24 protein-coding genes, 1 pseudogene and 1 riboswitch are annotated in these 23324 nt (G+C 72.1%); of the genes and pseudogenes, 9 read left to right on the plus strand and 16 right to left on the minus strand.

Annotated elements, in window-relative coordinates; genetic code table 11:
• The first annotated feature begins 68 nt into the window (after positions 1-68).
• The 4 genes from yczE to Sri02f_RS14435 all read left to right on the plus strand — a co-directional run bounded on the left by yczE (position 69) and on the right by Sri02f_RS14435 (position 3575).
• A complete protein-coding gene (gene yczE / locus Sri02f_RS14420; protein WP_109001574.1) occupies positions 69-755 on the plus strand; it encodes a membrane protein YczE in 687 nt (228 codons plus the stop codon).
• Positions 752-1519 (plus strand): glycerophosphodiester phosphodiesterase family protein, encoded by a 768-nt coding sequence (locus tag Sri02f_RS14425; RefSeq protein ID WP_109001575.1) that lies wholly within the window; start codon positions 752-754, stop codon positions 1517-1519. The genes yczE and Sri02f_RS14425 overlap by 4 nt, the downstream gene beginning before the upstream one ends.
• A 52-nt stretch (positions 1520-1571) precedes the next feature.
• Positions 1572-2921, plus strand: a complete 1350-nt coding sequence (locus Sri02f_RS14430) for an MFS transporter (protein WP_109001576.1) — start codon at positions 1572-1574, stop codon at positions 2919-2921.
• 279 nt (positions 2922-3200) lie between these two features.
• Complete coding sequence (locus tag Sri02f_RS14435) at positions 3201-3575, plus strand: RNA polymerase-binding protein RbpA (RefSeq protein WP_020128921.1); 375 nt, start codon at positions 3201-3203, stop codon at positions 3573-3575.
• Between the two features lie 356 nt (positions 3576-3931).
• Here the strand turns inward: Sri02f_RS14435 and fxsA are convergent, their stop codons facing one another.
• The 4 genes from fxsA to Sri02f_RS14455 all read right to left on the minus strand — a co-directional run bounded on the left by fxsA (position 3932) and on the right by Sri02f_RS14455 (position 8169).
• Positions 3932-4462, minus strand: a complete 531-nt coding sequence (fxsA, locus tag Sri02f_RS14440) for an FxsA family membrane protein (RefSeq protein WP_109001577.1) — start codon at positions 4460-4462, stop codon at positions 3932-3934.
• A 46-nt stretch (positions 4463-4508) separates the two neighbouring features.
• On the minus strand, positions 4509-5462 hold the full coding sequence (locus Sri02f_RS14445) for a polyprenol monophosphomannose synthase (protein ID WP_245970635.1): 954 nt from the start codon (positions 5460-5462) through the stop codon (positions 4509-4511).
• Between the two features lie 568 nt (positions 5463-6030).
• Positions 6031-7647, minus strand: a complete 1617-nt coding sequence (locus Sri02f_RS14450) for an amidohydrolase (RefSeq protein WP_109001578.1) — start codon at positions 7645-7647, stop codon at positions 6031-6033.
• Positions 7648-7728: 81 nt separating this feature from the next.
• Positions 7729-8169 carry an Lrp/AsnC family transcriptional regulator gene (locus Sri02f_RS14455; protein ID WP_109001579.1) on the minus strand — a complete coding sequence of 147 codons (441 nt, stop codon included), beginning with the start codon at positions 8167-8169 and terminating at the stop codon, positions 7729-7731.
• Positions 8170-8410: 241 nt separating this feature from the next.
• On the opposite strand from Sri02f_RS14455, the gene Sri02f_RS14460 reads away from it, so the two are divergent.
• The 3 genes and pseudogenes from Sri02f_RS14460 to Sri02f_RS44075 form a co-directional block, all read left to right on the plus strand.
• Positions 8411-8866, plus strand: coding sequence for a hypothetical protein (locus Sri02f_RS14460; protein ID WP_109001580.1), 456 nt, complete (start codon positions 8411-8413; stop codon positions 8864-8866).
• A 386-nt stretch (positions 8867-9252) separates the two neighbouring features.
• Positions 9253-9519 (plus strand): hypothetical protein, encoded by a 267-nt coding sequence (locus Sri02f_RS14465; protein ID WP_109001581.1) that lies wholly within the window; start codon positions 9253-9255, stop codon positions 9517-9519.
• 25 nt (positions 9520-9544) lie between these two features.
• Positions 9545-9919 (plus strand): annotated as a pseudogene (locus tag Sri02f_RS44075) (hypothetical protein); the annotation flags it as partial.
• Here the strand turns inward: Sri02f_RS44075 and Sri02f_RS14475 are convergent.
• The 3 genes from Sri02f_RS14475 to Sri02f_RS14485 form a co-directional block, all read right to left on the minus strand.
• Entirely contained in the window at positions 9816-10475 is a 660-nt protein-coding gene (locus Sri02f_RS14475; RefSeq protein ID WP_109001582.1) for a TetR/AcrR family transcriptional regulator, read from the minus strand. The pseudogene Sri02f_RS44075 and the gene Sri02f_RS14475 overlap by 104 nt on opposite strands.
• A 75-nt stretch (positions 10476-10550) precedes the next feature.
• On the minus strand, positions 10551-10691 hold the full coding sequence (locus tag Sri02f_RS14480) for an SCO1431 family membrane protein (RefSeq protein ID WP_109001583.1): 141 nt from the start codon (positions 10689-10691) through the stop codon (positions 10551-10553).
• 90 nt (positions 10692-10781) lie between these two features.
• Positions 10782-12149, minus strand: coding sequence for a C39 family peptidase (locus Sri02f_RS14485; protein WP_109001584.1), 1368 nt, complete (start codon positions 12147-12149; stop codon positions 10782-10784).
• A 357-nt stretch (positions 12150-12506) separates the two neighbouring features.
• On the opposite strand from Sri02f_RS14485, the gene Sri02f_RS14490 reads away from it, so the two are divergent.
• Together Sri02f_RS14490 and Sri02f_RS14495 are read left to right on the plus strand one after the other, a co-directional pair.
• Complete coding sequence (locus Sri02f_RS14490; protein ID WP_109001585.1) at positions 12507-13127, plus strand: uridine kinase family protein; 621 nt, start codon at positions 12507-12509, stop codon at positions 13125-13127.
• A 438-nt stretch (positions 13128-13565) separates the two neighbouring features.
• Positions 13566-15434 (plus strand): AAA family ATPase, encoded by a 1869-nt coding sequence (locus Sri02f_RS14495; RefSeq protein ID WP_109001586.1) that lies wholly within the window; start codon positions 13566-13568, stop codon positions 15432-15434.
• 18 nt (positions 15435-15452) lie between these two features.
• Here Sri02f_RS14495 and Sri02f_RS14500 read toward each other — a convergent pair whose 3' ends face one another.
• The 9 genes from Sri02f_RS14500 to Sri02f_RS14540 all read right to left on the minus strand — a co-directional run bounded on the left by Sri02f_RS14500 (position 15453) and on the right by Sri02f_RS14540 (position 22915).
• On the minus strand, positions 15453-16538 hold the full coding sequence (locus Sri02f_RS14500; RefSeq protein ID WP_109001587.1) for a hemolysin family protein: 1086 nt from the start codon (positions 16536-16538) through the stop codon (positions 15453-15455).
• Positions 16535-17860 carry a hemolysin family protein gene (locus Sri02f_RS14505; RefSeq protein ID WP_109001588.1) on the minus strand — a complete coding sequence of 442 codons (1326 nt, stop codon included), beginning with the start codon at positions 17858-17860 and terminating at the stop codon, positions 16535-16537. Before Sri02f_RS14505 ends, Sri02f_RS14500 begins: the two co-directional genes overlap by 4 nt.
• 207 nt (positions 17861-18067) lie before the next feature.
• Positions 18068-18550 carry a PH domain-containing protein gene (locus tag Sri02f_RS14510; protein ID WP_109001589.1) on the minus strand — a complete coding sequence of 161 codons (483 nt, stop codon included), beginning with the start codon at positions 18548-18550 and terminating at the stop codon, positions 18068-18070.
• A gap of 15 nt (positions 18551-18565) precedes the next feature.
• A complete protein-coding gene (gene hisG / locus Sri02f_RS14515) occupies positions 18566-19423 on the minus strand; it encodes an ATP phosphoribosyltransferase (RefSeq protein ID WP_109001590.1) in 858 nt (285 codons plus the stop codon).
• A gap of 69 nt (positions 19424-19492) precedes the next feature.
• The gene (locus Sri02f_RS14520; RefSeq protein ID WP_018534786.1) at positions 19493-19765 is read right to left on the minus strand and encodes a phosphoribosyl-ATP diphosphatase; all 273 of its coding nucleotides are present in this window, start codon (positions 19763-19765) and stop codon (positions 19493-19495) included.
• Positions 19766-19798: 33 nt separating this feature from the next.
• Complete coding sequence (gene ribH / locus Sri02f_RS14525; RefSeq protein WP_109001591.1) at positions 19799-20284, minus strand: 6,7-dimethyl-8-ribityllumazine synthase; 486 nt, start codon at positions 20282-20284, stop codon at positions 19799-19801.
• Between the two features lie 83 nt (positions 20285-20367).
• A complete protein-coding gene (locus Sri02f_RS14530; RefSeq protein ID WP_109001592.1) occupies positions 20368-21657 on the minus strand; it encodes a bifunctional 3,4-dihydroxy-2-butanone-4-phosphate synthase/GTP cyclohydrolase II in 1290 nt (429 codons plus the stop codon).
• Entirely contained in the window at positions 21654-22295 is a 642-nt protein-coding gene (gene pnuC, locus Sri02f_RS14535) for a nicotinamide riboside transporter PnuC (RefSeq protein WP_109001593.1), read from the minus strand. Before pnuC ends, Sri02f_RS14530 begins: the two co-directional genes overlap by 4 nt.
• Entirely contained in the window at positions 22292-22915 is a 624-nt protein-coding gene (locus Sri02f_RS14540) for a riboflavin synthase (protein ID WP_109001594.1), read from the minus strand. The genes pnuC and Sri02f_RS14540 overlap by 4 nt, the downstream gene beginning before the upstream one ends.
• Positions 22916-23061: 146 nt before the next feature.
• Positions 23062-23192, minus strand: a riboswitch (FMN riboswitch).
• Positions 23193-23324 lie beyond the last annotated feature (132 nt).

A 23324-nucleotide genomic window follows, 5' to 3' on the forward strand; every position in this document is an offset into this window, starting at 1 on the left:
TGGATGACGTGCGCTTCCGAGCCACAGAGTGTCACGAGTCAGGCCACTGCCACCACCAGGGGGACCCCTTGTCCGAGCCGTCACCGCAGGAACCGCCCTCCCGGGAGCCGAACGGCCGTGTCGCGCGCAGGCTGCTCCAGCTCTACGCCGGCCTCGCCCTCTACGGCGCCAGTTCCGCCCTGCTCGTGCAGGCGGGCCTGGGCCTGGAGCCGTGGAACGTGCTGCACCAGGGGCTCGCCGAGCTGACCGGGCTGTCGATCGGCGTCGTGTCGATCGGTGTGGGCGCGGCGGTGCTGCTGCTGTGGATCCCGCTGCGCCAGCGCCCGGGCCTCGGCACGGTCTCCAACGTGTTCGTCGTCGGGCTCGCCCTGGACGGCACCCTCGCGTGCGTCCCGGAGGCGCACACGCCGGCCGCGCAGGCACCGCTGCTGGCGGCCGGGCTCGTCCTCAACGGGGCGGCCACGGGCCTGTACATCGCCGCCGGTTTCGGACCGGGTCCGCGGGACGGGCTGATGACCGGTCTTCACCGGCGCACCGGGCGCTCGGTCCGTCTGATGCGGACGACGGTGGAGGTGGCGGTCGTGGCGACCGGGTTCGCCCTCGGCGGCACCATCGGTGTCGGCACGCTGCTCTACGCGGTGACGATCGGACCGCTCGCCCAGTTCTTCCTGCGGGTGTTCGCCGTTCGGCCGGCATCCGGCGGCAGCGCGGTCGTTGCCACCGGGACACCGCAGGGAGCGATACTGCGTCCGTGACCAGCCTCAGACGCCATCCGTACCTCGACCATCCGGGGCCCATCCCGTTCGCGCACCGCGGTGGGGCCGCGGCCGGTCTGGAGAACACCGTGGCGCAGTTCCGGCGGGCGGTGCAGGCGGGGTACCGCTATGTCGAGACGGATGTGCACGCCACGCGGGACGGCAAGCTGGTGGCCTTCCACGACACGACGCTGGACCGGGTGACCGACGGCGAGGGGCGCATAGCCGACCTGCCGTGGTCGCAGGTGCGCCACGCGCGCGTGGCGGGCAAGGAGCCCGTGCCGCTCTTCGAGGAGCTCCTGGAGACGTTCCCCGAGGTGCGGTGGAACGTCGACCTCAAGGCGGAGCCCGCACTGCACCCGTTGCTCAACCTGATCGCCCGCGCCGACGCGTGGGACCGCGTCTGCGTGGGCTCGTTCTCGGAGGCGCGCGTCGCCCGTGCCCAGCGGCTGGCCGGGCCGCGCCTGGCGACCTCGTACGGCACCCGGGGCGTGCTCGACCTGAGGCTGAGGTCCTGGGGCCTGCCCGTGAGGCCGCGCCGCTCCGCGATCGCCGCACAGGTGCCCGAGGCCCAGTCGGGCATCCAGGTCGTGGACCGCCGCTTCGTCCGCACCGCGCACGCGTGCGGGCTGCAGGTCCATGTGTGGACGATCAACGATCCGGATCGGATGCACCGGCTCCTGGACCTGGGGGTCGATGGCATCATGACCGATCACATCGACGCGTTGCGCAAGGTCATGGAGGACCGGGGCGTCTGGGTCTGACTCCGGGCCCACCGCCCGCACGCGGTTCCGGAACCGGGAAGCGAGGGCGCGGGTGGGCATCGAGACCGTGCGGACGACGGAGTCCGACGAAGCCTCCGGGCGGCGGCGCGAGCAGCGCGGCTGGTACTTCTACGACTGGGCGTGCTCCGTCTACTCGACGAGCGTGCTCACCGTGTTCCTCGGCCCGTACCTGACCTCGGTCGCCAAGAAGGCGGCGGACGCCGACGGGTATGTGCATCCCCTGGGCGTCCCCGTCAGGGCGGGCTCCTTCTTCGCCTACTCGGTGTCCCTGTCGGTGATCGCGGCCGTTGTGGTGATGCCGCTGGTGGGCGCGGCCGCCGACCGCACCGGCCGCAAGAAGCCGCTGCTGGGCGCGGCCGCCTACGTGGGTGCCGCGGCCACCACCGCCATGTTCTTCCTCGGCGGCGACCGCTATCTGCTGGGCGGCGCGCTGCTGATCGTGGCGAACGCGGCCCAGTCGGTGGCGATGATGCTCTACAACTCCTATCTGCCGCAGATCGCGCCGCCCGAGGAACGCGACGCGGTCTCCTCCCGGGGTTGGGCCTTCGGCTATGCGGCGGGTTCGCTGGTCCTCGTCGTGAACCTCGTCCTCTATCTCGCCCACGACTCCTTCGGCGTCTGCGAGTCGACGGCCGTGCGCATCTGCCTGGCCTCGGCCGGCCTGTGGTGGGGCGGCTTCACGCTGATCCCGCTGCTGCGGCTGCGCGACCGGCCGGCCGCCGTTCGGGAGGAGGCCTCGGCTCCGGGGCTGCGGCAGCTCGCCGCGACGGTCCGCGACATGCGCCGCCATCCGCTGACCCTGTCGTTCCTCCTGGCGTATCTCGTCTACAACGACGGCATCCAGACGGTGATCTCACAGGCCTCGGTCTACGGCTCCGAGGAGCTGGGCCTCGGTCAGTCCACGCTGATCGGCGCCGTCCTGCTGGTGCAGCTGCTCGCGGTGGCGGGCGCGCTGGGGATGGGACGGCTGGCCCGGACGTACGGCGCGAAGCGGACGATCCTCGGTTCACTGGCGGCCTGGACGCTCACCCTGGGCGCGGGATACTTCCTGCCGGCCGGGGCTCCGGTGGGCTTCTTCCTGCTGGCGGCCGCCATCGGACTGGTCCTCGGCGGCAGCCAGGCCCTGTCCCGCTCGCTGTTCTCCCATCTCGTCCCGCCCGGCAAGGAGGCCGAGTACTTCTCGGCGTACGAGATGAGCGACCGGGGCATGAGCTGGCTCGGCCCGCTGCTGTTCGGGATCACCTACCAGCTCACCGGCAGCTACCGTGACGCGATCGTCTCGCTGGTGGCCTTCTTCGTGATCGGGTTCCTGCTGCTCGCGCGGGTACCCGTACGGCGGGCGATCGGCGACGCGGGGAACCCCGTGCCCGAGCGGATTTAGCGCTCAAGGCGAAAGGGCGGTAGTGTACGCGTTTGGCCTGCCAGGCGTACCGTTACTGCGCGTCAAAGATGCCGAAACGCTGGGTGACATCTCCTTTCAGATGTGACAAACCGGGCGCCGGTGGGTACTGCACTGGTTGACAAGGCTGCGGCTACGACGGCGACGCACGACCCGGAACGAACTCGGATCGGGAATCTTTACCGCCGCCCGGACGTTGACCGGATGACGACGACAGCGACACACCTGTCCTGTGGGCGACAAGCCCGGGAGGCACGATTCATGAGTGAGCGAGCTCTTCGCGGCACGCGCCTCGTGGTGACCAGCTACGAGACGGACCGCGGTATCGACCTGGCCCCGCGCCAGGCCGTGGAGTACGCATGCGAGAAGGGGCACCGGTTTGAAATGCCCTTCTCGGTCGAGGCGGAGATTCCGCCGGAGTGGGAGTGCAAGGTCTGCGGAGCCCCTGCACTTCTGGTCGACGGCGACGGCCCTGAGGAAAAGAAGGCCAAGCCCGCGCGTACGCACTGGGACATGCTGATGGAGCGGCGGACCCGCGAGGAACTGGAAGAGGTCCTCGAGGAGCGCCTGGCCGTTCTGCGGTCCGGGGCTATGAACCTTGCGGTACATCCCCGCGACAGCCGTAAAAGCGCGTAGCTCCTAGGGGCTGCGACAGGCTGCACAGCGCACGACAACGACCGCGGGCGCCGTACGTGTTTCACGTACGGCGCCCGCGGTCTTCGTGCTGCCCGCTCCACTGTCCCCGGGAGGGACCGGCCCGGCCACTGCGGCTACTCAGGAGACGGCTCCCTCGGAGACGGCTCCCTCGGACGCGGCCCGGCCGGCGGGCCGCCTACCGGTCGCTCGGAGCCGGAACCTCGGACCCGTAAGCCCAGAATCCCGGGCCGGCTGCCCAGAGGCCCCGGGCCCGGAACCCAGAACCCGGCCCGGCTGCCCGGAGCGCGGAGGCCTCGGAGCTCAGGGCCGCCGGATTCACTCCTGACGCCGCGAGGTCACTGCTCGTCCCTGAGGACCTCGCCCTGCACCACCTTGCCGTCCGGGCGGTGGATGCGGGCCTGCTGGAAGGCGTCACCCAGGGAGCCGGGGGTGCCCGCGGCCTCCCGCAGCTTGCGCTCCCCATAGCCGCCGACCGCCTTCTGGACGGGCGGGAGCAGCAGGAGCAGGCCGATCGCGTCGGAGGCCAGGCCCGGGATCATCAGGAGAAGGCCGCCGAGCATCATGAGACCGTTGCCGCCGCCCTTGCCGGGGGCCGTGCCGCGCTGAATCGCCTCGTTCAGGTTCTGGAAGGCCCGCCGGCCGGCCCGCTTGATCACGACGGCGCCGAGCACGAACCCGGCGGCGAGGAGCAGGAGGACCACCGGCCCGCTCGTCGCGCCCGCGACGACGGTCAGCAGCCAGATCTCCAGCACCAGCCACGCGGCGAGGCCCAGCGGCAGGAACGTCCGCAGGCGGGAGCGACGGGGCTGGGTGCGGCGGGGCCGGGCGTCGGTCGGGTATGCGCGGATCGGAGAGCCAGTCGTCATGCCTCCAGTGTGCCCGGACCCGGCTCAGAGCGGCATAAGGGGACCCTCAGCCGTCGCTGGGGGAGCTGCCCTCGCCGTGGGACGTGCCCTCGCCCCGGGAGGCGCCGTCCGCCTCCGACCCGGCGGCGTCGCTGCCGGACTTCGCGGCGTCGCTGCCGGACTTCGCGGCGGCGCTGTGGGCCGGGACGGGCGCCTGCGGACGCTCCGGCCGGTCGGCTCCGCGGCCGGTGATCTTGCCGACCCGCTCCCCCACGCCCCACGCCGTGACCCGCCACAGCGCCTCGACGAGGATGTCCCGGCTCATCTTGGAGTCGCCGAGTTCACGCTCGACGAAGGTGATGGGCACTTCCACCACATGGAACCCTGCCCTGACCGCGCGGCGGGCGAGGTCGACCTGGAAGCAGTACCCCTGGGAGGCCACCTCGTCGAGGCCGAGGCCCTCCAGGGTCTCGCGGCGGAAGGCGCGGTAGCCGCCGGTGATGTCGCGCAGCGGCAGGTCGAGGGCGAGGCGGGAGTAGAGGCTGCCGCCGCGGGAGATGACCTCGCGGGATCTGGGCCAGTTCACGACCCGGCCGCCCGGCACCCAGCGGGAGCCCAGGACCAGGTCGGCGCCCTTGAGCGCGGTGAGCAGGCGGGGCAGCTCCTCGGGCTGGTGGGAGCCGTCGGCGTCCATCTCGATCAGGACGCCGTAGCCGTTGTCCAGGCCCCAGTGGAAGCCCGCGAGATAGGCCGCGCCGAGACCTTCCTTGCCCTTGCGGTGGAGCACCTGGACCTGGTCGTCCCCGGCGGCCAGTTCGTCGGCGAGCTTGCCGGTGCCGTCGGGGCTGTTGTCGTCGGCCACGAGGACGTGGGCCTCCGGGACAGCCTTGCGCACCCGGCCGACGATGCTCTTGATGTTCTCCGCCTCGTTGTAGGTCGGGATGATCACCAAGGCCGTGCCGAGCGGACCGAACTGCCGTCCCCGGTCCTGTGCCGCGCGGGTCCCGTCGCCGTCGTTCACTGCTGCCCCTTCAAGTCCGTACGCAGGGGACCACCATAGTGGCCGCGGCCTGCGATGACGTGACAGGGCGTTCGCATGGTGGTGTCGAATCCGCAAAAGCGGGGTAACAACGCGCTTTTGAGCTTGTATGTACGCCCCTACCCCGGGCGGCTCGTGCGCACGCCCGCTGCGGATGGGGGCCCGGCGCTCTTCGGGCCGGCCCGGGACCCGCTGGCTGCGGGTCGACCGAAGCCGTTGTCTACTGAGCGCCCGGGCCCCACCCGGGTCACACCTCCCCGACCGGCCGGAACGTTCCCTCGCTGCGGCGCGGGCGCTGAGCCTGGCTGCCAGTGGCGGTGCGCCGGCACGGCACACCGTCCCTGACCCAGCGGCGCCGCGGCGAGTGCGCGGACGTTCCCCGGCGGGGCGTCCGGTGGTGGACTCCGCCGAACCTACCGGCCTTCCGCAGTCGGCTGTCAACAGCGGTGCGACCTGCGAGTCTTTCGCCAACGCCCTGGTCAGGGGGGAGGACGGGCCGGCGGCCCGACGGCGGGCGGACGGGTGATCTTCGCCGCGCCGGCCCGGGAGATCACTCGCTCGGGCGCACGAACACGGTCCGGCCGTCCACCACGGTCCGCAGGCACACCGGCAGAGCGGCTCCAGGGGTCAGATCGGGCAGTCCCGGGGTGCCGGAGCGGGGGTCGGTGGACCAGCGGGCGACCCGGTCGTCGGGGGCCTGGACGACGAGCTCGTCGGTACGCCAGACGGCGTAGTCGGCGGGTGCGCCGGGGACCAGGACGCCCGCGTCGTCGCGCCCGATCGCCCGCCACCCGCCGCGCGTGTGGGCCGTGAACGCCGCCCGTACGGAGACGCGGTGGTCGGGGGTGCGATGGAAGGCGGCGGCGCGGACCGTGCCCCAGGGGTCGAGGGGGGTGACCGGGCTGTCGGAGCCGAAGGCGAGCGGGACGCCGGTCCGCAGCAGGGCGGCGAAGGGGTTCAGCGTGCGGGCCCGCTCGACGCCAAGCCGCTGGGCGTACATGCCCTCCTCGCCGCCCCACAGGGCGTCGAAGGCGGGCTGCACGGAGGCGGTGAGGCCCAGTTCGGCGAAGGCGGCGATCGTCTCCGGCGTGAGCATCTCGGCGTGCTCCACCCGGTGGCGGGCGGCGCGGATCCGGGCGAGGCCGGTCTTCTCCGCCGCGGCGCGCACCCCTTCGACGACGGCGCTCACCGCGGCGTCGCCGATGGCGTGGAACCCCGCCTGAAGACCGGCCTCGGTGCAGGCCGCCACGTGTGCGGCCACCTCGGCCGCGCCCAGGTAGGCGGCGCCGGTGTGGTCCGCGTCGGCGTACGGGCCGTGCAGACAGGCGGTGTGGGAGCCGAGGGCGCCGTCGACGAACAGGTCCCCGGCGGCGCCGAGCGCGCCCAGCTCCCGGGCCTTGTCGACGGCCTGCTCCGCCCAGTAGCCGACGACGCGCGGGCCGCTCTCCTCGGCGGCGAGCCGCAGCAGGTCCGTGAAGTCGTCCTCCGAGGAGATCTCCGGACCGCCGCACTCGTGGACGGAGCCGATGCCGAGGGAGGCGGCGTGCGCGAGGGCGGCCCGCTGGGCCTCGGTCCGCTGTCCCGGCGTCACGGCTGCGAACGCGGCGGCGCGGACGGCGTGGTGCGCGTCGCGGGTCAGCGGCTGCCCCTCGGCGTAACCGGCCGCGGTGCGCGCGGCGGGGGTCAGGTCGAGCAGGGCGGTGGTGGCCACGGCCGAGTGGACGTCGATCCGGCTCAGGTAGAGCGGCCGGCCGCCGCTGGCCTCGTCCAGTTCGTCGCGCCGGGGAGGACGCCCCTCCGGCCAGCCGGAGGCGTCCCAGCCGTGCCCGAGCAGCACCTTGTCCTGCGGGCGGGCGGCCGCGAAGTCCCGTACGCGGGTGAGGGCGGCGGCCAGCGAAGGGGCGCCGGACAGGTCGAGTCCGGTCAGTGCGAGGCCGGTGGACGTGGTGTGCACATGGGCGTCGGTGAACGCCGGGGTGACCAGGGCGCCGTCCAGGTCGACGACCTCGTCGACGCCGTCCGCGAAGGCGTCCGCGGCGCCCTCGGAGCCGACCCAGGCGACCTGGCCTCGCTCGACCACCATCGCGGTCGCGAACGGGTCGGCGGGGCTGTGGACCTCTCCGCGGCGGAGCAGGACGGTCTTCGGCTGGGGGGCGCGCTCACTCATGGGGAACAGTCTCGCGCCTCGCGCCGACCGCCCCGCACGGGGACCCCTCAGATCCGCGCCGACCGCCCCGTACGGGACCCCTCAGATCCGCGGCGGCCGGGCCTCGTACGGGGTGGACAGGGCGACGGTCGTGCGCGTCGACACCCCCGCGAGCGCTCGCAGCCGGCCGAGGAGCTCCTCCAGCTCGTGCGGGGTGGCCACGCGCACCTTGAGGATGTAGTTCTCGTCGCCGGCGACGCTGTGGCAGGCCTCGATCTCGGGCACGCCCGCGAGCCGCTCGGCGATGTCGTCGGGGGCGCTGGGGTCGAACGGCTTCACCGAGATGAAGGCGGTCAGGGGCAGCCCGACGGCCTCCGGATCGACGACGGCCGCGTAGCCGCGGATGACGCCGCGCTGTTCCAGCCGGCGCACCCGCTGGTGCACGGCGGACGTCGACAGGCCCGTGGCCTTGCCCAGATCGGTGTAGCTCATCCGCCCGTCCCTGACGAGCAGCTGCACGATTTGTCGGTCCAGCTCCTCCATGACGCAAGAACCTACCGTGCGGGCGATCTCCGCGTATACGTATGCAGCGCAGGTCATACCCGGTTTGTGATGTGCCGGGCCGGGTGGGGCGTGCAGCATCTGCACAGGGCATGTGACGAAGGCCACAGCAGTTGTCAAGGCTTCGTGATGGCCTCGTGGTTACCGCCCGGACGTGCTGGGAAGTGCTTGCTGTGGTCGAGGCCGCAGTGCCTTCACGGCCCAGTCCGAGGGGGAGAATCCCATGCAGAGTCTTAAGCGCCCTGGTCGCACCGCGCCCAAGCGGCTCCAGTCGGTCGTAGAGCCCGAGCCGGAGGGCGTCGAACCCTTCGACGCCGACGGCTTCGACGCCGATGACGCCGACCACTTCGACGCGTACGACACCTTCGAGATGTACCGCGTGATCTGCCCGGACTGCGCGCAGCCCATCGCACTGCTCGCGGACGAGGAGATCCTGCCGGAGCACGCGCTGTGCGCCTCGCCGTGGAACCCGTTCGGGCTCACGGTCTGCGCCGGGACGGGACGCGCGGCGTCCGAGGCCCGCTCCGCCGACGAGTCCGCGGAGCCCCAGGAGCAGGACACCGCACTGCTGCTGACGCTCCCTCAGGGCCTGGACTGGCGCACACAGCCCTTCTCGCATGTCGGCGGCCCGGGCTCGCGCCCGATGCGCGTGCCGGTGCTGCGCCGCGCCGCCGCCTGACCGGGGGCCCTCGCGCCCATCGCCCGCCCGCTTCGGCTCCGCCGGCTGCCGCCGCTGCCGTGGGCGCGAGGAACTCCGCCTGTCCGGGCGGCAGTCGCTGCGACCGCTGCCCCCCCCTACGGCGGTGTTACGTCGGCGCCGGTGCGCCGGTGAGCGCACCGGGGCAGGACGCCCGAAACCCGGCGATGCGTCAATCGGTGTGCTGCGGCACCGTGTCGGCCGTGCGTGGACCCGATACGCGTCAGGTCGGGTCCGGGCCGGGCGGGAGCACGCAGAGCCCGCACTCCAGGGCCGGTGACGCACGTCCCGGACCCGGGACACCCCCCGAACTCACGCTCTACGACGGCGGCCGGTGACCTGTCCCGCGGCACCTCCGTTGCCCTGGTATGACCCCCACCTATTCGGCTGCACCCGGGCGTCACCGCCAGCTCTTCGTTCCGTCGCGTCCGGAACCCGCCCGCGCAGGATCGGTTCCGCTGGCCTCGCCGGCCGCTCTGGACCCGCCCATCTACCGCGACCTGCTGCGCACTTGGGCCGACCGGGGCCGGACCCTGCCGGGCCGTCACGATCCCGAGTGGGTGCGGCTCGCGGCTCCCCAGGTGCGGCCGGGACAGTTCGGCGGCTCCGGGGACCCGCTGGGCGACGCACGCTGACCGTCCGCCGGATCCGACGGGGCACATCCCGTCGCGCAGGCTGCCGCTCGGCATCGGCTTTTACGGGCGCGGCTGGACCGGCGTCACCCAGGCGAAACCGGGGCACGGCCACCGGGCCCGCGGCGGGGATGTACGGCCGCGACGAAGACGACGTACAGGGCTCGGCGGAACCTTCTTCTGGGAGCTCGACGGTGACACGGCCGACGGCGAACTGATCAGGGCCGTCAAGCAGCCCGTGGGCGGCGGGCCGGGGCGCAGAGCCGAGGCTCCCCCGGCCTCCGCCGACGGCCGCGGCGTCAGACCTCGCGGCGGGCCGGCTTCGGCGCGGGGAAGGCGGGGTCGAGCTCCTCGACGGCGCGCAGAGCGCCGCCCAGCGTCTTCACCAGCAGGTCGCCCATGACCTCGCGGGAGAGTTCGGGGCGGTCGATCCACTCCAGCGTGGCCCCCTCGACGCTGCACACCCAGGACAGCAGGGCCATGCGGGGCAGCGCGGGGATGTCGCTGCGGCCGTACGCGCCCTCGGCGAGGGTCGCCACGATTGCCGCGCGCACCCCGTCCCGGATGGCGTGCACCTCGGTGTCGAAGCCGACGCCGCCGCTGACGATGGTGCGATAGGCGGCCTGGTTGTGCTCGGCGTAGCGCAGGTAGCCGTCGATGGTGCGGTGGAGCCGGTCCACCTGGGGCAGCTCCATGCCGCTCGCCGCGAAGGTGACCAGGTCGGCGACGGAGTCCTGGATGATCGCCAGGTAGTAGCCCCGCTTGGACTGGAAGTAGTAGTAGATCAGCCCTTTGGCGACGTGTGCCTGCCGGGCGATGTCATCCATCGAGAGGGCGTCGTACGACGTGTCGGCGAACAACTTGCGCCCGATGGAGATGAGTTCGGCGCGGCGCGCCAGTGAGCGCTCGGTGCCGCGCGCCCGGGGGCGGACGACTTCGCGCTGTTCACTGATATTCAATGTCGACCCTGGTCTCGGGCGGTCGGCGGGGACTTCCGCAGTATGTCAGGTCAACCGTGCGTCAGGTCACGCCCGTCACAGCAGCCCGAGCTGGGTGACCAGCATCGCGACGACCGCGACGAGGATCCAGCCCACGACGTGCTCCAGGATCTTCGGGCCGTCGGCGTCGGGGCCTCCGGTGCGGGCTCGGGCGGCGGTGGCTGTCTGTGCGGTCATGGTGTCTCGCTGAGGTCGGACGTACTGGTGGATCCCCCCACGATCCGTCCACCTTGCCACCCGCCGGGGCCCTCGCGGCAGAGACGTTGCTCACACGGGGACGCCCACCGCGGTGAGGGCCGCGCACTGGCGGGCGGTCGGCCGCGCCGGGAAGTAGACGTAGCAGACGCCTCCGCTGCCGGAGGCGACCTTGCCGCTCGCGTTGTAGCGCTTGGTCCTGAGCCAGATGTTCTCGAACTCCCGCCGCCGGTACACGCGCCGCACCGCCGCGTCGTCCGCCGAGAACGGGTCGTTGGCGATGACGTCGCCCTCGGCCGTGAAGCCGATCACGGTCATCAGGTGCCCGGAGGTGCCGTAACCCGCCCCCGTGAGCTCCTCCTTGAGGAAGGACTGGGACGTCATGGCCGGGATCCCGGCGGCGATCAGCGTCTCCAGGTCGGTGAGGGAGCCGAGCCGGGTCACCACACCCTGCAGGTCGGCGAAGGTGGCCGCGTAGGCGGCGTTGAACGGCCAGTTGCCGCAGCCGCCGTACTGGTAGTCGTACGTGTACCGGGCGGCGTGGCACACCTGCGGATCGCTGTAGGAGGGGTCGACCCAGGCCAGTTGGGCGGGCGTGAGCCGGCCGCCCCAGTACTCGACGATCATCTGCGAGGAGGTCGGGCTGCACCAGGCCTCCCCGCCGTTGTCGTACTCGGGGTAGCGGCCCCGGTGGATCTCCTGCGAGTAGCGCGGGACGATCAGCTCCCGCGCCAGGCCGGGCGCGGAGGCCACGACGGTGAAGCGGTCCGGGACGTCCGAGCCCGTCACCCCCAGCCGCCACACGGTCGGGGCGGCCTCGGAGCCGGGGCGGCGGTAGAGGGTGAGCCGGAGCCTGACGGCGGCGACGCGCAGACCCGTCGAGGCGTCGTCGACGGCCAGGGTGTCGGTCCGGACGGTGCTCCGGCCGTCGGCCTGGCCGTCGACCGAGGTGCGCCTGATGTCCTGGTCGCCGGAGGCCCAGCGGCCCATCACGTACCAGGGGGTCTCCTTGCCGTCGGAGTACGTCCCCTTCAGCTCGACCTGGAGCCAGGTGGCGGCCGGGGTGCTCGCGTTCCAGGAGGCGATCACCTCGGTGGCCGGGACCGCGAGCGCCCGGACCGGGGACGTCCAGGTCGCGTACTCCCAGGCGGCGGTGGTCTTGGTGTGCGGGTCCGTGTAGTCGACGGAGCCGAGCGGGGCGGCGAGGACGACGCCCGGGCGGGCACCCGCGACGGCACGGACGCCCTGGGCGGCCCCCGTGAGCCAGTCGGCGTAGGTGATCCAGGCGCGGTGGTCGACGTATCGGGCCGGGGCGGACTCGGCGTCGCCGGTGTCCGTCGCGCCGGCGGCCGTCGCGGCCGGGGCCGATCCGCCGGCGACCGCGGCGGCGACCGCGGCGGCGAGGACTCTCCTGCGGGACGGATGTTCGGCTCTGCTCATGGGCGGAAGGACCCCCGAGGTCTCGGCGCGGCTGTGCGCCCACTATGGACGGAGGGGAGCGCGCCTTCCAGCACCGTCGCCCAGGCCACGCCCACGGACGAGGGGCCGAACCACCGGTGTGGCGTACGGACCACCACTGGTGCGGCGTACGGACCACCACCGGTGTCGGCGTACGGACGTAGAATTCTCGGGCCGTACCGACGACAGCGCCTCCCGCTCGCCCCGCTCCTTCCGCTCCTCCAGCCTTCCGCCCCTCCCGCCTTCCGCCCTTCCCGCTCCTCCCGGCCGTCCCACCGGCGGCCTCCCCCGCCTCTCCCGCCTCCCCCTTCCCCTCCTCCTCGCCCACCTGGACCCGCCATCCGCCAGCTCGCCTCCCGGCTCCGCCGTCTGCCGCCGTCCTGCGGGCCGGTCCGCCTGATCGGGGTCGACGGACACGCCGGCTCGGGGAAGTCCACCTTCGCCACGGCGCTGGCCGAGGCGCTGGGCGGAGCGCCGGTGCTGCATCTGGACGACATCGCCTCGCACGACGAGCTGTTCGCGTGGACCGGGCGGCTGCTCACCCAGGTGATCGAACCCCTCGGCCGCGGCGAGAGCGCGCGGTACACCCCCTACGACTGGCGCGCCCGCCACTTCGGGCCGCCCCGGCCGCTGCCCGCCGCCCCCGTCGTCCTGGTGGAGGGAGTCGGCGCCGGCCGACGCGCCCTGCGGCCCCGGCTGGCGTGTCTGCTGTGGATGGACGTACCGGCGCGGGAGGCCTGGGCGCGCGGCCGCTCGCGCGACGGGGAGGAGCAGCGGGACTTCTGGGACGGCTGGGTTGCGGCCGAACTCGGCCACTTCGCCGAGGATCCGTCGCGACCGTACGCCGACTTGCTGGTACGGCAGTTGCAGCAGGGATACGAGGTGCTGCGGGGGCCGCTGGGAGAGCTTGGTCCGCACCAGGATGTCACCCACCGTGAGGGACCGACCTCGATGTGGTGAATCCGTGAAGGCTCGTGCACTCGAACTTCGCCAAGTGCTCCAACTCCGCTTGACCGGCGGCCCGTACAGGTCTTACGTTCTCAATGTGCGGCATCGAAGCCGCCCCCAGACGCGAAGCCCCCGATTGTTCCCCCGTGATCGGGGGCTTCGTTCTGCCCCCTCCCGGTTCCGCACCCCCCTTTTCGGGCGCGAGGCGGCACCGTCCGCTCACGCTGGGTCACGGTTCGGTGTGCGCCCCGTCTGCTCCCACCTCGTCGAACGGCCTGTGCGGCACCCTACGGCGAGCGACGCCCACGCAGGTACGATGCCCTCGGTGCGACCTGGACGACTGCTGCGCGCACCTTGCAACTCCGGTCCGCGGCACAGCGGTTCGACCAAGGCAGCCGACGGGCGACGGCTCGACGGCAGACCGACGGGGCACGGTTTGTGGGGGACGTGATGGACTTCGGCACGCAGGGCCCCGAGGCCCCGGCCGACCTGGCCTGGCTGCGAGGCGTGGACGCCTACACCATGGGCGCCTATCCGCAGGCGGAGGAGGAGTTCCGCACCGCGGTGCGGATCGATCCCGGTATGGCCGACGGCTGGCTCGGGCTGCACGCGCTGCGCGTCGACACGACGACCGCGCTGCTGCGGATGTTCCGCCACCGCGAGCGCTTCGGCGAGCAGCGGACCCGGCACCGCCGCACCCTCAACTCCTGGTACTGGCTGGGCTGGTGGGTGCAGCCGGTGCTGGAGAGCCCGCGCGATCTGCTCCTCGCGCACGCCTCGCACTGGCTGGACGGCCGCCACGTGCCCGAGCTGGACCGGGCGCTCGCCGGCCTCCCGCCCGTCGACGCCGACCATCAGGTCCGGTTCCTGCACGCCTGCCGCGCCTATCTGGTCAAGGACTGGGAGCAGCTGGTCCGGCACACCGACCCGCTGCTGGACGACTCCCTGCTGGGCATCGAGGCCGGTCTGTTCGGCGGGATGGCCCGGGTGCGCCTGGAGATGTACGGGCAGGCCGAGCCGCTGCTCTCGGCGGCGCTGATGCGCTGCCGCAGCGAGCAGCCGCAGCGCAAGGAACTGCGGTACTGGCTGGCCCGGGCCCACGAGGGCACCGGCCGTTCGGCGGCCGCCCTCCCGCTGTACCGGGCGGTCCACCGCGTCGACGCCGCCTTCATGGACACGTCGGCCCGGCTGGCCGCGATCGCCGAGGGCGACGGGTACGACGACACGGCCGACCTCGCGGCGATCACGCTCACGGGGTTCGGGCAGGACGCGGTGGACGGGCCGGACGGCTTCGACCCGTTGTTCGGCACGGAGGGGCGCGATCTGAGGCTCACCGAGCCCGCCGATCCGCCCCCCGTCGCCCCCCTGACGCCGGTGACGGAGCCGGTCGCGCGGAACACGAACCTCGTTCCCTCCGTGTCCCTGCCGGCCGGACCGACCGATCCCGCCCTCCTTGAGGAGGCGCTCGCCGAGCTGGAGCGCATGGTGGGGCTGGAGCCGGTGAAGCGCCAGGTCAAGGCCCTTTCGGCGCAGCTCAACATGGCTCGGCTGCGGACCGGGCAGGGGCTTCCGGTCCAGCCGCCCAAGCGGCATTTCGTCTTCTCCGGACCTTCGGGCACCGGCAAGACCACGGTGGCGCGCATCCTCGGCCGGGTCTTCTACGCGCTCGGCCTGCTGGGCGGCGACCATCTCGTGGAGGCCCAGCGCGCCGACCTGGTCGGCGAGTATCTGGGCCAGACGGCCGTGAAGGCCAACGAGCTGATCGACTCCGCTCTCGGCGGCGTGCTCTTCGTCGACGAGGCCTACTCGCTGTCCAACTCCGGGTACGGCAAGGGCGACGCGTACGGCGACGAGGCGCTGCAGGTGCTGCTGAAGCGGGCCGAGGACAACCGGGACCACCTGGTGGTGATCCTGGCCGGCTATCCGGAGGGCATGGACCGGCTGCTCGCCGCGAACCCCGGGCTGTCCTCCCGGTTCACCAGCCGCGTCGACTTCCCCTCCTACCGGCCCCTGGAGCTCACCTCCATCGGCGAGGTGCTGGCGGCGGAGAACGGCGACGTGTGGGACGAGGAGGCGCTGGACGAGCTGCGTTCCATCGCCGGGCACGTGGTCGACCAGGGCTGGATCGACGAGCTCGGCAACGGACGGTTCCTGCGGACGCTGTACGAGAAGAGCTGCGCCTACCGGGATCTGCGGCTGTCGACCTACCCGGGCGCACTGACCCGGGACGATCTGTCGACGCTGCGGCTCCCGGACCTGATGCAGGCCTACGGCGAGGTGCTGTCGGGCAGAGGACCGCAGGATCCGTCGGCGAGGTGACGGACCCTGCGGCCCCTCTCAGCTCGCCAGCACCTGCTCCGGTTCGTCGCGCGGCGTCGGCTCCGTCAGCCGTACCTCGGGAACCTCCCGGTGCGCCGGGTCGGTGACCTCGCCTACCAGGAGCTCCAGCACGTCCTCCAGGGCGACCAGGCCGAGGACCCTGCCGGAGGCGTCGGCGACCTGCGCCAGATGGGTCGCCGCCCGGCGCATCACCGTGAGCGCGTCGTCCAGCGGCAGTTCGGACCGGAGCTTCGTCATCGGACGCCACACCTGCTGCGGCACGGCCCGCTCGGAGTTCTCCAGATCCAGGACGTCCTTCACGTGCAGGTATCCCATGTAGGCGCCGTTCTCGGCGGCCACGGGGAAACGGGAGTAGCCGGTGCGGGCGGTCAGCTCCACGATCTCGCCGGGGGTGACCGACGGGCTGACCGTGACCAGCGACTCGCGCTTCAGCAGCACGTCGGTCACCGGGCGGGAGCCCAGCTCCAGCGCGTCCTCCAGCCGCTCCCGCTCCTCGGGGTCGAGCAGGCCGGCCTGACCGGAGTCCTCCAGCAGCCGGTTCAGCTGCTCGCTGGTGACGACGGCCTCGACCTCGTCCTTGGGCTCCACGTGGAAGAGCCGCAGGATGCCCTGGGCGCAGGCGCCGAGGGCCACGGTGATCGGCCGGCAGACCCGGGCGAAGGCGACCAGCCCGGGGCTGAGCCAGAGGGCGGCCTTCTCGGGGGCCGCCATGGCGAGGTTCTTCGGCACCATCTCGCCGATGACGAGGTGGAAGAAGACCACGGCCGCCAGGGCCAGGACGTAGCCCAGCGGGTGGATCATCCCGTCCGGGAGCCGGATCCACCGGAACAGCGGTTCCAGCAGCTCGGCGACCGTCGGCTCGGCGACCGCGCCCAGGGTGAGGGAGCAGACGGTGATGCCGAACTGGGCCGCCGCCATCATCTGCGGCAGGCGCTCCAGGCCGTAGAGGACCTGGCGGGCCCGCGTGGTGCCCAGGGGCTCGATCTGGCTACGGCGGACCGAGACGAGGGCGAACTCGGCGCCGACGAAGAACCCGTTGGCGAGCACGAGGAGCGCGGCGAAGAGGAGTTGCAGGGCGCTCATCGGGCGACCTCCACGACCTGGCCGGTGCGCACCAGCCGGACCCGTTCGGCCCGGTAGTGGCCGATCCGGCGCACCGAGAGCCGCCAGCCGGGCAGTTCGGCCCGGTCGCCGACGGCCGGGATGCGGCCGAGCAGGTCGGCGACGAGGCCGGCGACCGTCTCGTACGGTCCCTCGGGGACCTCCAGCCCTATGCGCTGCAGCGTGTCGACGCGACAGCTGCCGTCCACGTCCCAGGCGGGTCTGCCCTCCTCGGGCGGGGCCGCGGCCAGCTCCGGGGCGTCCTGGCCGTCGTGCTCGTCGCGGACCTCGCCGACGATCTCCTCGACGATGTCCTCCAGGGTGACCACTCCGGCCGTGCCGCCGTACTCGTCGACGACGACGGCGATGGGCTGCTCGCTGCGCAGCCGGGCCAGCAAAGGCTGCACGGGCAGGGTCTCGGGGACCTGCAGCGCCGGACGGGCGATCCGGACGACCGGGGTGCGCAGCCGGTCGTGGACCGGCACCGCCAGGGCGTCCTTGAGGTGGACCATGCCGACGACTTCGTCGATCTTCTCGCGGTAGACCGGGAACCGGGACAGGCCGGTGGCTCGGGTCAGGTTGACCACGTCCTCGGCGGTGGCCGACGCCTGCAGGGCGCTGACCTTCACGCGCGGGGTCATGACGTGCTGTGCGGTCAGCTCGGCCAGCGACAGGGTCCGCACGAAGAGGTCGGCCGTGTCCTGTTCGAGCGCGCCGGCCTGGGCCGAGTGGCGGGCCAGGGACACGAGCTCGCCGGGGGTGCGCGCGGAGGCCAGCTCCGCGGTGGGCTCGACGCCCAGGGAGCGCACCAGCCGGTTGGCGACGGTGTTGAGCGCCGCGATCACCGGCCGGAACAGGCGGGAGAAGCCGGCCTGCGGGCCCGCGACGAACCGCGCGACCTGCAGGGGCTTGGACACCGCCCAGTTCTTGGGCACCAGCTCGCCGATCACCATCTGCACGGCGGAGGCCAGCAGCATGCCGACGACCACGGCGACACCGGAGACGGCGCCGCCGGGGATGCCGACCGCGGTGAACGGGCCGTGCAGCAGCTCCGCGAGCGCCGGTTCGGCGAGCATGCCGACGACGAGGGAGGTGATGGTGATGCCCAGCTGGGTGCCGGAGAGCTGGAAGGACAGCTCCTTCAGCGAGTCGACGACCGTACGGGCCCGTCGGTCGCCCTCGGCCGCGGCCTTCTCGGCGTCCGGGCGCTCGACCGTGACGAGGCCGAACTCGGCGGCGACGAAGAAGCCGTTGGCGAGGATGAGCAGGAACGCGGCTGCCAGGAGCAGCAAGGGATGGGTCATGATGCCGCCGCCTCCGAACCAGGTCGGACAGGGGCGGCGCAGGTACTACAGGACGAACCGTCCATCGCCGGAGGGAGTCACTCCTCGGGTAGCAGGAACCCCCCGTGAGCCCGGCAGGGCACGACGGGGGCGGAGGCGCAGGGGCAGCGCGTCCGTCACCAGATTAATCAAGACAGGGCCTCGAACGGCAGGGTGGACGGCCCCGAGTCAGCCCTGATCTTGTTCCGGGGGCGTCTCGGGGTCCCGGACCGACCGGGCTTCCGCGAGCACCCGCAGGCTGCGCGCGTCGGCGATGGCCTGCCGCTTGTCGATGCCGGGCTGGATGCCTAGGGCGGGCAGGCTGGTGCCGTCGCTGAGGTCGAGGAACACCCAGGGATCGCCCGGACGGAGGTTCACCCGGAGGATCTCCGCCCATGCCAGCCGCCGCCGGCCGGCGATGTTCACGACGGTGACGCCGGCGTCGTCGGCGACGACCCGCACCCGGGCGATCTGGGCCAGCACCCAGAAGATCAGGGCGCCGGTGAGGATGAAGCTGAGCCGCTCCCCCGGGCCGAGCTGCTCCAGCAGCATCGCCACGGCGGAGATGACGGCGAAGATCGCCACTCCTGCGGTGAGCAGCACCGCGCGGGTGCGGCCGGGCCGGAAGGTGACGGGGAGGGTGGGCAGGTCGCTACCCGTGAGATCGGACATGTTCCCGGGTGAGTTTCAGAGTCGGCAGGCGTGGATGGCCGTGGTCAGGATGGCGCGGGCGCCGATGTCGTACAGATCGTCCATGATCCGCTGGGCCTCCTTGGCGGGGACCATGGCGCGGACGGCGACCCAGCCCTCGTTGTGCAGCGGGGAGACGGTCGGCGACTCCAGGCCCGGGGTCAGCGCGACGGCCTTCTCCAACTGCTCGACGCGGCAGTCGTAGTCCATCATCACGTAGGTCCGCGCGACCAGGACGCCCTGCAGGCGGCGCAGGAACTGCTGGACCCTGGGCTCGGCGGCGTCCTCGGCGTCCGCGCCGGTGCGGCGGATGACGACGGCCTCGGACTGCATGATCGGGTCGCCGAACACCTCCAGGCCGGCGTTGCGCAGCGAGGTGCCGGTCTCCACGACGTCGGCGATGACCTCGGCGACGCCCAGTTCGATGGCCGTCTCTACCGCGCCGTCGAGGTGCACGACGGAGGCGTCGATGCCCTGTTCGGCCAGGTGCTTGCCGACGATCCCCTCGTAGGAGGTGGCGATCGTCCGGCCCTTGAGGTCTTCCAGGGTGTGCGCCGTGCCCGGCTTCGCGGCGAAGCGGAAGGTGGAGCGGGCGAAGCCGAGGGGGAGGATCTCCTCGGCTTCGGCGGCGGAGTCGACCAGCAGGTCTCGACCGGTGACGCCGATGTCGAGGCGGCCGGAGGAGACGTAGATCGCGATGTCGCGGGGACGGAGGTAGAAGAACTCGACGTCGTTGACCGGGTCGACGATCCGCAGTTCCTTGGACTCGCGGCGCTGCCGGTAGCCGGCCTCATGCAGCATCTCCCCCGCGGGGCCTGACAGGGAACCCTTGTTGGGGACGGCGATGCGCAGCATGAGGTCGGCTTCCTTCGCGTGGTACGTGGAGCAGGGGCGGGTGTGCGGAGCGGGGTCCGGAGAGCGTTTCTACAGGTGGGCGTACACGTCGTCCAGCGAGATTCCGCGGGCGACCATCATCACCTGAACGTGGTAGAGCAGCTGCGAGATCTCCTCGGCGGCCGCTTCCTTGCCCTCGTACTCGGCCGCCATCCAGACCTCGGCGGCCTCTTCGACGACCTTTTTCCCGATGGCATGGACGCCCTTCCCGACCAGTTCGGCGGTGCGGGACGTGGCGGGGTCGCCAGTGGCGGCCTTCTGCTGGAGCTCGGTGAAGAGCTCCTCGAAAGTCTTGTTCGACATGGTGAGGTCAGCCTAGCTCCAAGACCGGGTGGGTCAGTGCCAGGGTTCGGATACTGAGCGCAGGGTGGCCGCGGTCGCCACCGCCGCCGTCACCGCCTCGTGCCCCTTGTCCTCGTTGGAGCCCTCCAGGCCGGCCCGGTCCAGGGCCTGCTCCTCGGTGTCGCAGGTGAGCACGCCCATGCCGACGGGCACGCCGGTCTCCACGGAGACCTGGGTGAGGCCCTGGACGACGCCCTGGCACACGTACTCGAAGTGCGGCGTTCCGCCCCGGATGACGACGCCGAGGGCGACGATCGCGTCGTACCCGCGGCCGGCGAGCGCCTTGGCGACGACCGGGAGCTCCCAGCTGCCGGGGACCCGCAGCAGGGTCGGCTCGTCGATGCCGAGGTCGTGCAGGGCGCGCAGCGCGCCGTCGACCAGACCGTCCATCACCTTCTCGTGCCACTGCGCCGCGATGACGGCGACCCGGAGGTCACCCACATTGCGTACGGACAGTTCCGGTGCGCCCTTGCCGCTCACGTCTCTCCTCTGGTGCCGTGCTCGCTGGTCGTGCAGTGGGTCGTGCTACTGGTCGTGCTGTCGGTGTGCTCGCCGACCGCCGGTCACTGGTTGCCGCAGGGGGACACGGGGACCGCGTCCAGCCAGGGCAGGTCGTGTCCCATCCGGTCCCGCTTGGTGCGCAGGTAGCGGATGTTGTGCTCGCCCGCCTGGACGGGCATGGGCTCGCGCCGGGTGACCTCGATGCCGTGCCGGACGAGCGCCTGTGTCTTCTCGGGGTTGTTGGTCATCAGGCGGACGCTGCGCACCGCGAGGTCGTCGAGGATCTGCGCGCCGGCCGCGTAGTCGCGGGCGTCGGCGGGCAGGCCCAGTTCCAGGTTGGCGTCCAGGGTGTCGTGGCCCTGTTCCTGGAGCTCGTAGGCGCGCAGCTTGGACAGCAGGCCGATGCCCCGGCCCTCGTGGCCGCGCAGATAGACCACCACGCCCCGGCCCTCGCTCTGGATGCGCTCCAGGGACGCGTCGAGCTGGGGGCCGCAGTCGCAGCGCTGCGAGGCGAAGATGTCGCCGGTGAGGCACTCGGAGTGGAGGCGCACGAGGACGTCCTCGCCGTCGCCGATCTCGCCGTGGACGAGGGCGACGTGCTCGACGCCGTCGACGGCCGAGCGGTAGCCGTACGCGGTGAAGGTGCCGTGGACGGTGGGCAGCCGGGTCTCGGCCTCGCGGCGCACCGTGGGCTCGGAGCCGCGGCGGTAGGCGATCAGGTCCTCGATGGAGATGATCGTCAGGCCGTGCTTGCGGGCGAAGGGGATCAGCTCCGGCAGCCGGAGCATCCGGCCGTCCTCGCCGGCGATCTCGACGATCGCGCCGGCCGGCCGCAGGCCCGCGAGGCGGGCGAGGTCGACGGCGGCCTCGGTGTGGCCGTTGCGGGTCAGCACCCCGCCGGGCTTGGCCCGCAGCGGGAAGACGTGTCCGGGCCGGACGAAGTCGCCCGCCTGCGCCTGGCCGCCCGCCAGCAGCCGGAGGGTGGTGGCGCGGTCGGCGGCGGAGATGCCGGTGGTGACGCCGTGGGCGGCACTGGCGTCGACGGAGACCGTGAACGCGGTCTTCATCGACTCGGTGTTGTCCTCGACCATCTGCGGGAGCTCCAGCCGCTCCAGCTCGTCGCCCTCCATGGGGGCGCAGATCAGGCCGCGGCACTCGCTCATCATGAAGGCGACGATCTCGGGGGTGGCCTTCTCGGCGGCGACGACGAGATCGCCCTCGTTCTCGCGGTCCTCGTCGTCGACGACCAAGATGGGGCGGCCGGCCGCGATGTCGGCGATGGCCTGCTCGACCGGGTCGAGGGAGAAGTCCTCGACGCCCTCGGTGCTGTAGAGGATCGGTGCTGTGCTCATGCCGGCGCTCCTTCCAGAGCGGGTTGCGAGGCCTTGCGGGAGCGCAGCCACCAGTCGCGCATGCCCCACAGGACGAGCGCGCCGTAGATGACGTACACGAAGCCGGAGAAGGCGTAGCCGTTGGCGAAGTTGAGGGGGACGCCGACGACGTCCACGAGGAGCCAGGCGATCCAGAACTCGACCATGCCGCGCGCCTGGGCGTACATGGCGACGACGGTGCCGACGAAGATGTAGGCGTCCGGCCAGGGGTCCCAGGACAGCGACGGGTAGGCCTTGAAGAGCAGGGCGACGGCGACGGTGCCGAGGGCGGCGGCGCCGGCCATGGCAGCGCGCTCGGTCCAGGTGGCGAAGCGGGGGGTGATCTGCCCGTCCGCGGACCGCCCCTTGCTGCGGTTCCACTGCCACCAGCCGTACAGGGCGACGACCATCACGACGACCTGCTTGCCGGCGCTGCCGGCCAGATGACCGTAGAAGGCGACGAACAGGACGAGGCCGGAGAGGAACTGCACCGGCCAGGTCAGCAGCGAGCGGCGCCAGCCGAGCGCGAGCGTGATCAGGCCGAGGATGTTCCCGATCATGTCCGACCAGATGATGTGCTGGTCGAACAGGACGAAGGCCTGGGAGTTCAGCCAGTTCACAGCGCCGCTCCCCGCGTGCCGGCCGTGCCCTGCGTGCTCGCGAGCAGTCGCTCCACGTACTTGGCGACGATGTCCACCTCGAGGTTGACCGGGTCGCCGGGCTGCTTGATACCGAGCGTGGTCAGGGCGAGGGTGGTGGGGATGAGGCTGACGGTGAAGTGGTCGAGGCCGGCGTCGACGACCGTCAGGCTGATGCCGTCGACCGTGATCGAGCCCTTCTCGACGACGTACCGGGCGAGGCCGTCAGGCAGGGAGATCTTGATGATCTCCCAGTTCTCGGAGGGCTTGCGCTCCAACACCTCGCCGGTGCCGTCGACATGGCCCTGCACGATGTGCCCGCCGAGGCGGGCGCCGACGGCGGTGGGGCGTTCGAGGTTGACCGGGGAGCCGACGCCGAGCGCGCCGAGGCTGGAACGGTTCAGGGTCTCCGCCATGACGTCGGCGGTGAACTCGTCGCCCTCGTTCTCGACGACGGTGAGACAGACTCCGTTCACGGCGATGGAGTCGCCGTGCTTCGCGCCGTCGGTCACGACGGGGCCGCGGAGCCGGAAGCGAGAGGCGTCGCCGAGATTCTCGACGGCGGTGACCTCACCCAGCTCTTCGACGATTCCGGTGAACACTTCCCGGGTCCTCCTGCCTCTTCGGGCACGGACTCCGGGGCCTGTCGATGACGACAGCAGGTACGGGCGAGAGCACCGGGGGCGACGCCGGACAGACTCGTCCGCGGACGAGTACGTATACGGCGGCGCGCACGAATGCCCGCCCGCCGCGCACTGCCTCCCATCCGGACTTTAACCGTCGGTCCAGGAATTTCACCTGGTCAACCGGCCGCTGGAAGCGGCCGGGTCGCGGACTGTAACCGCCGGTTCGGACTTTCACCGACCCCGGAGTGCGCTGCTTTAGGTACAGGGCCAGTGTGCCACGCCCGATCGGGGTCCATACAGGTGAACTGTGTGGGGTGGCTCACAGAGCGTCGCGACGAAGCGCGCGTCCGTCACCACGGCGTTTCAGCCCTCGGCAATTGGTCCA

This window comes from Streptomyces rishiriensis, assembly GCF_003112535.1.
In the GTDB taxonomy this organism is placed as follows: Bacteria; Actinomycetota; Actinomycetes; order Streptomycetales; family Streptomycetaceae; genus Streptomyces; species Streptomyces rishiriensis.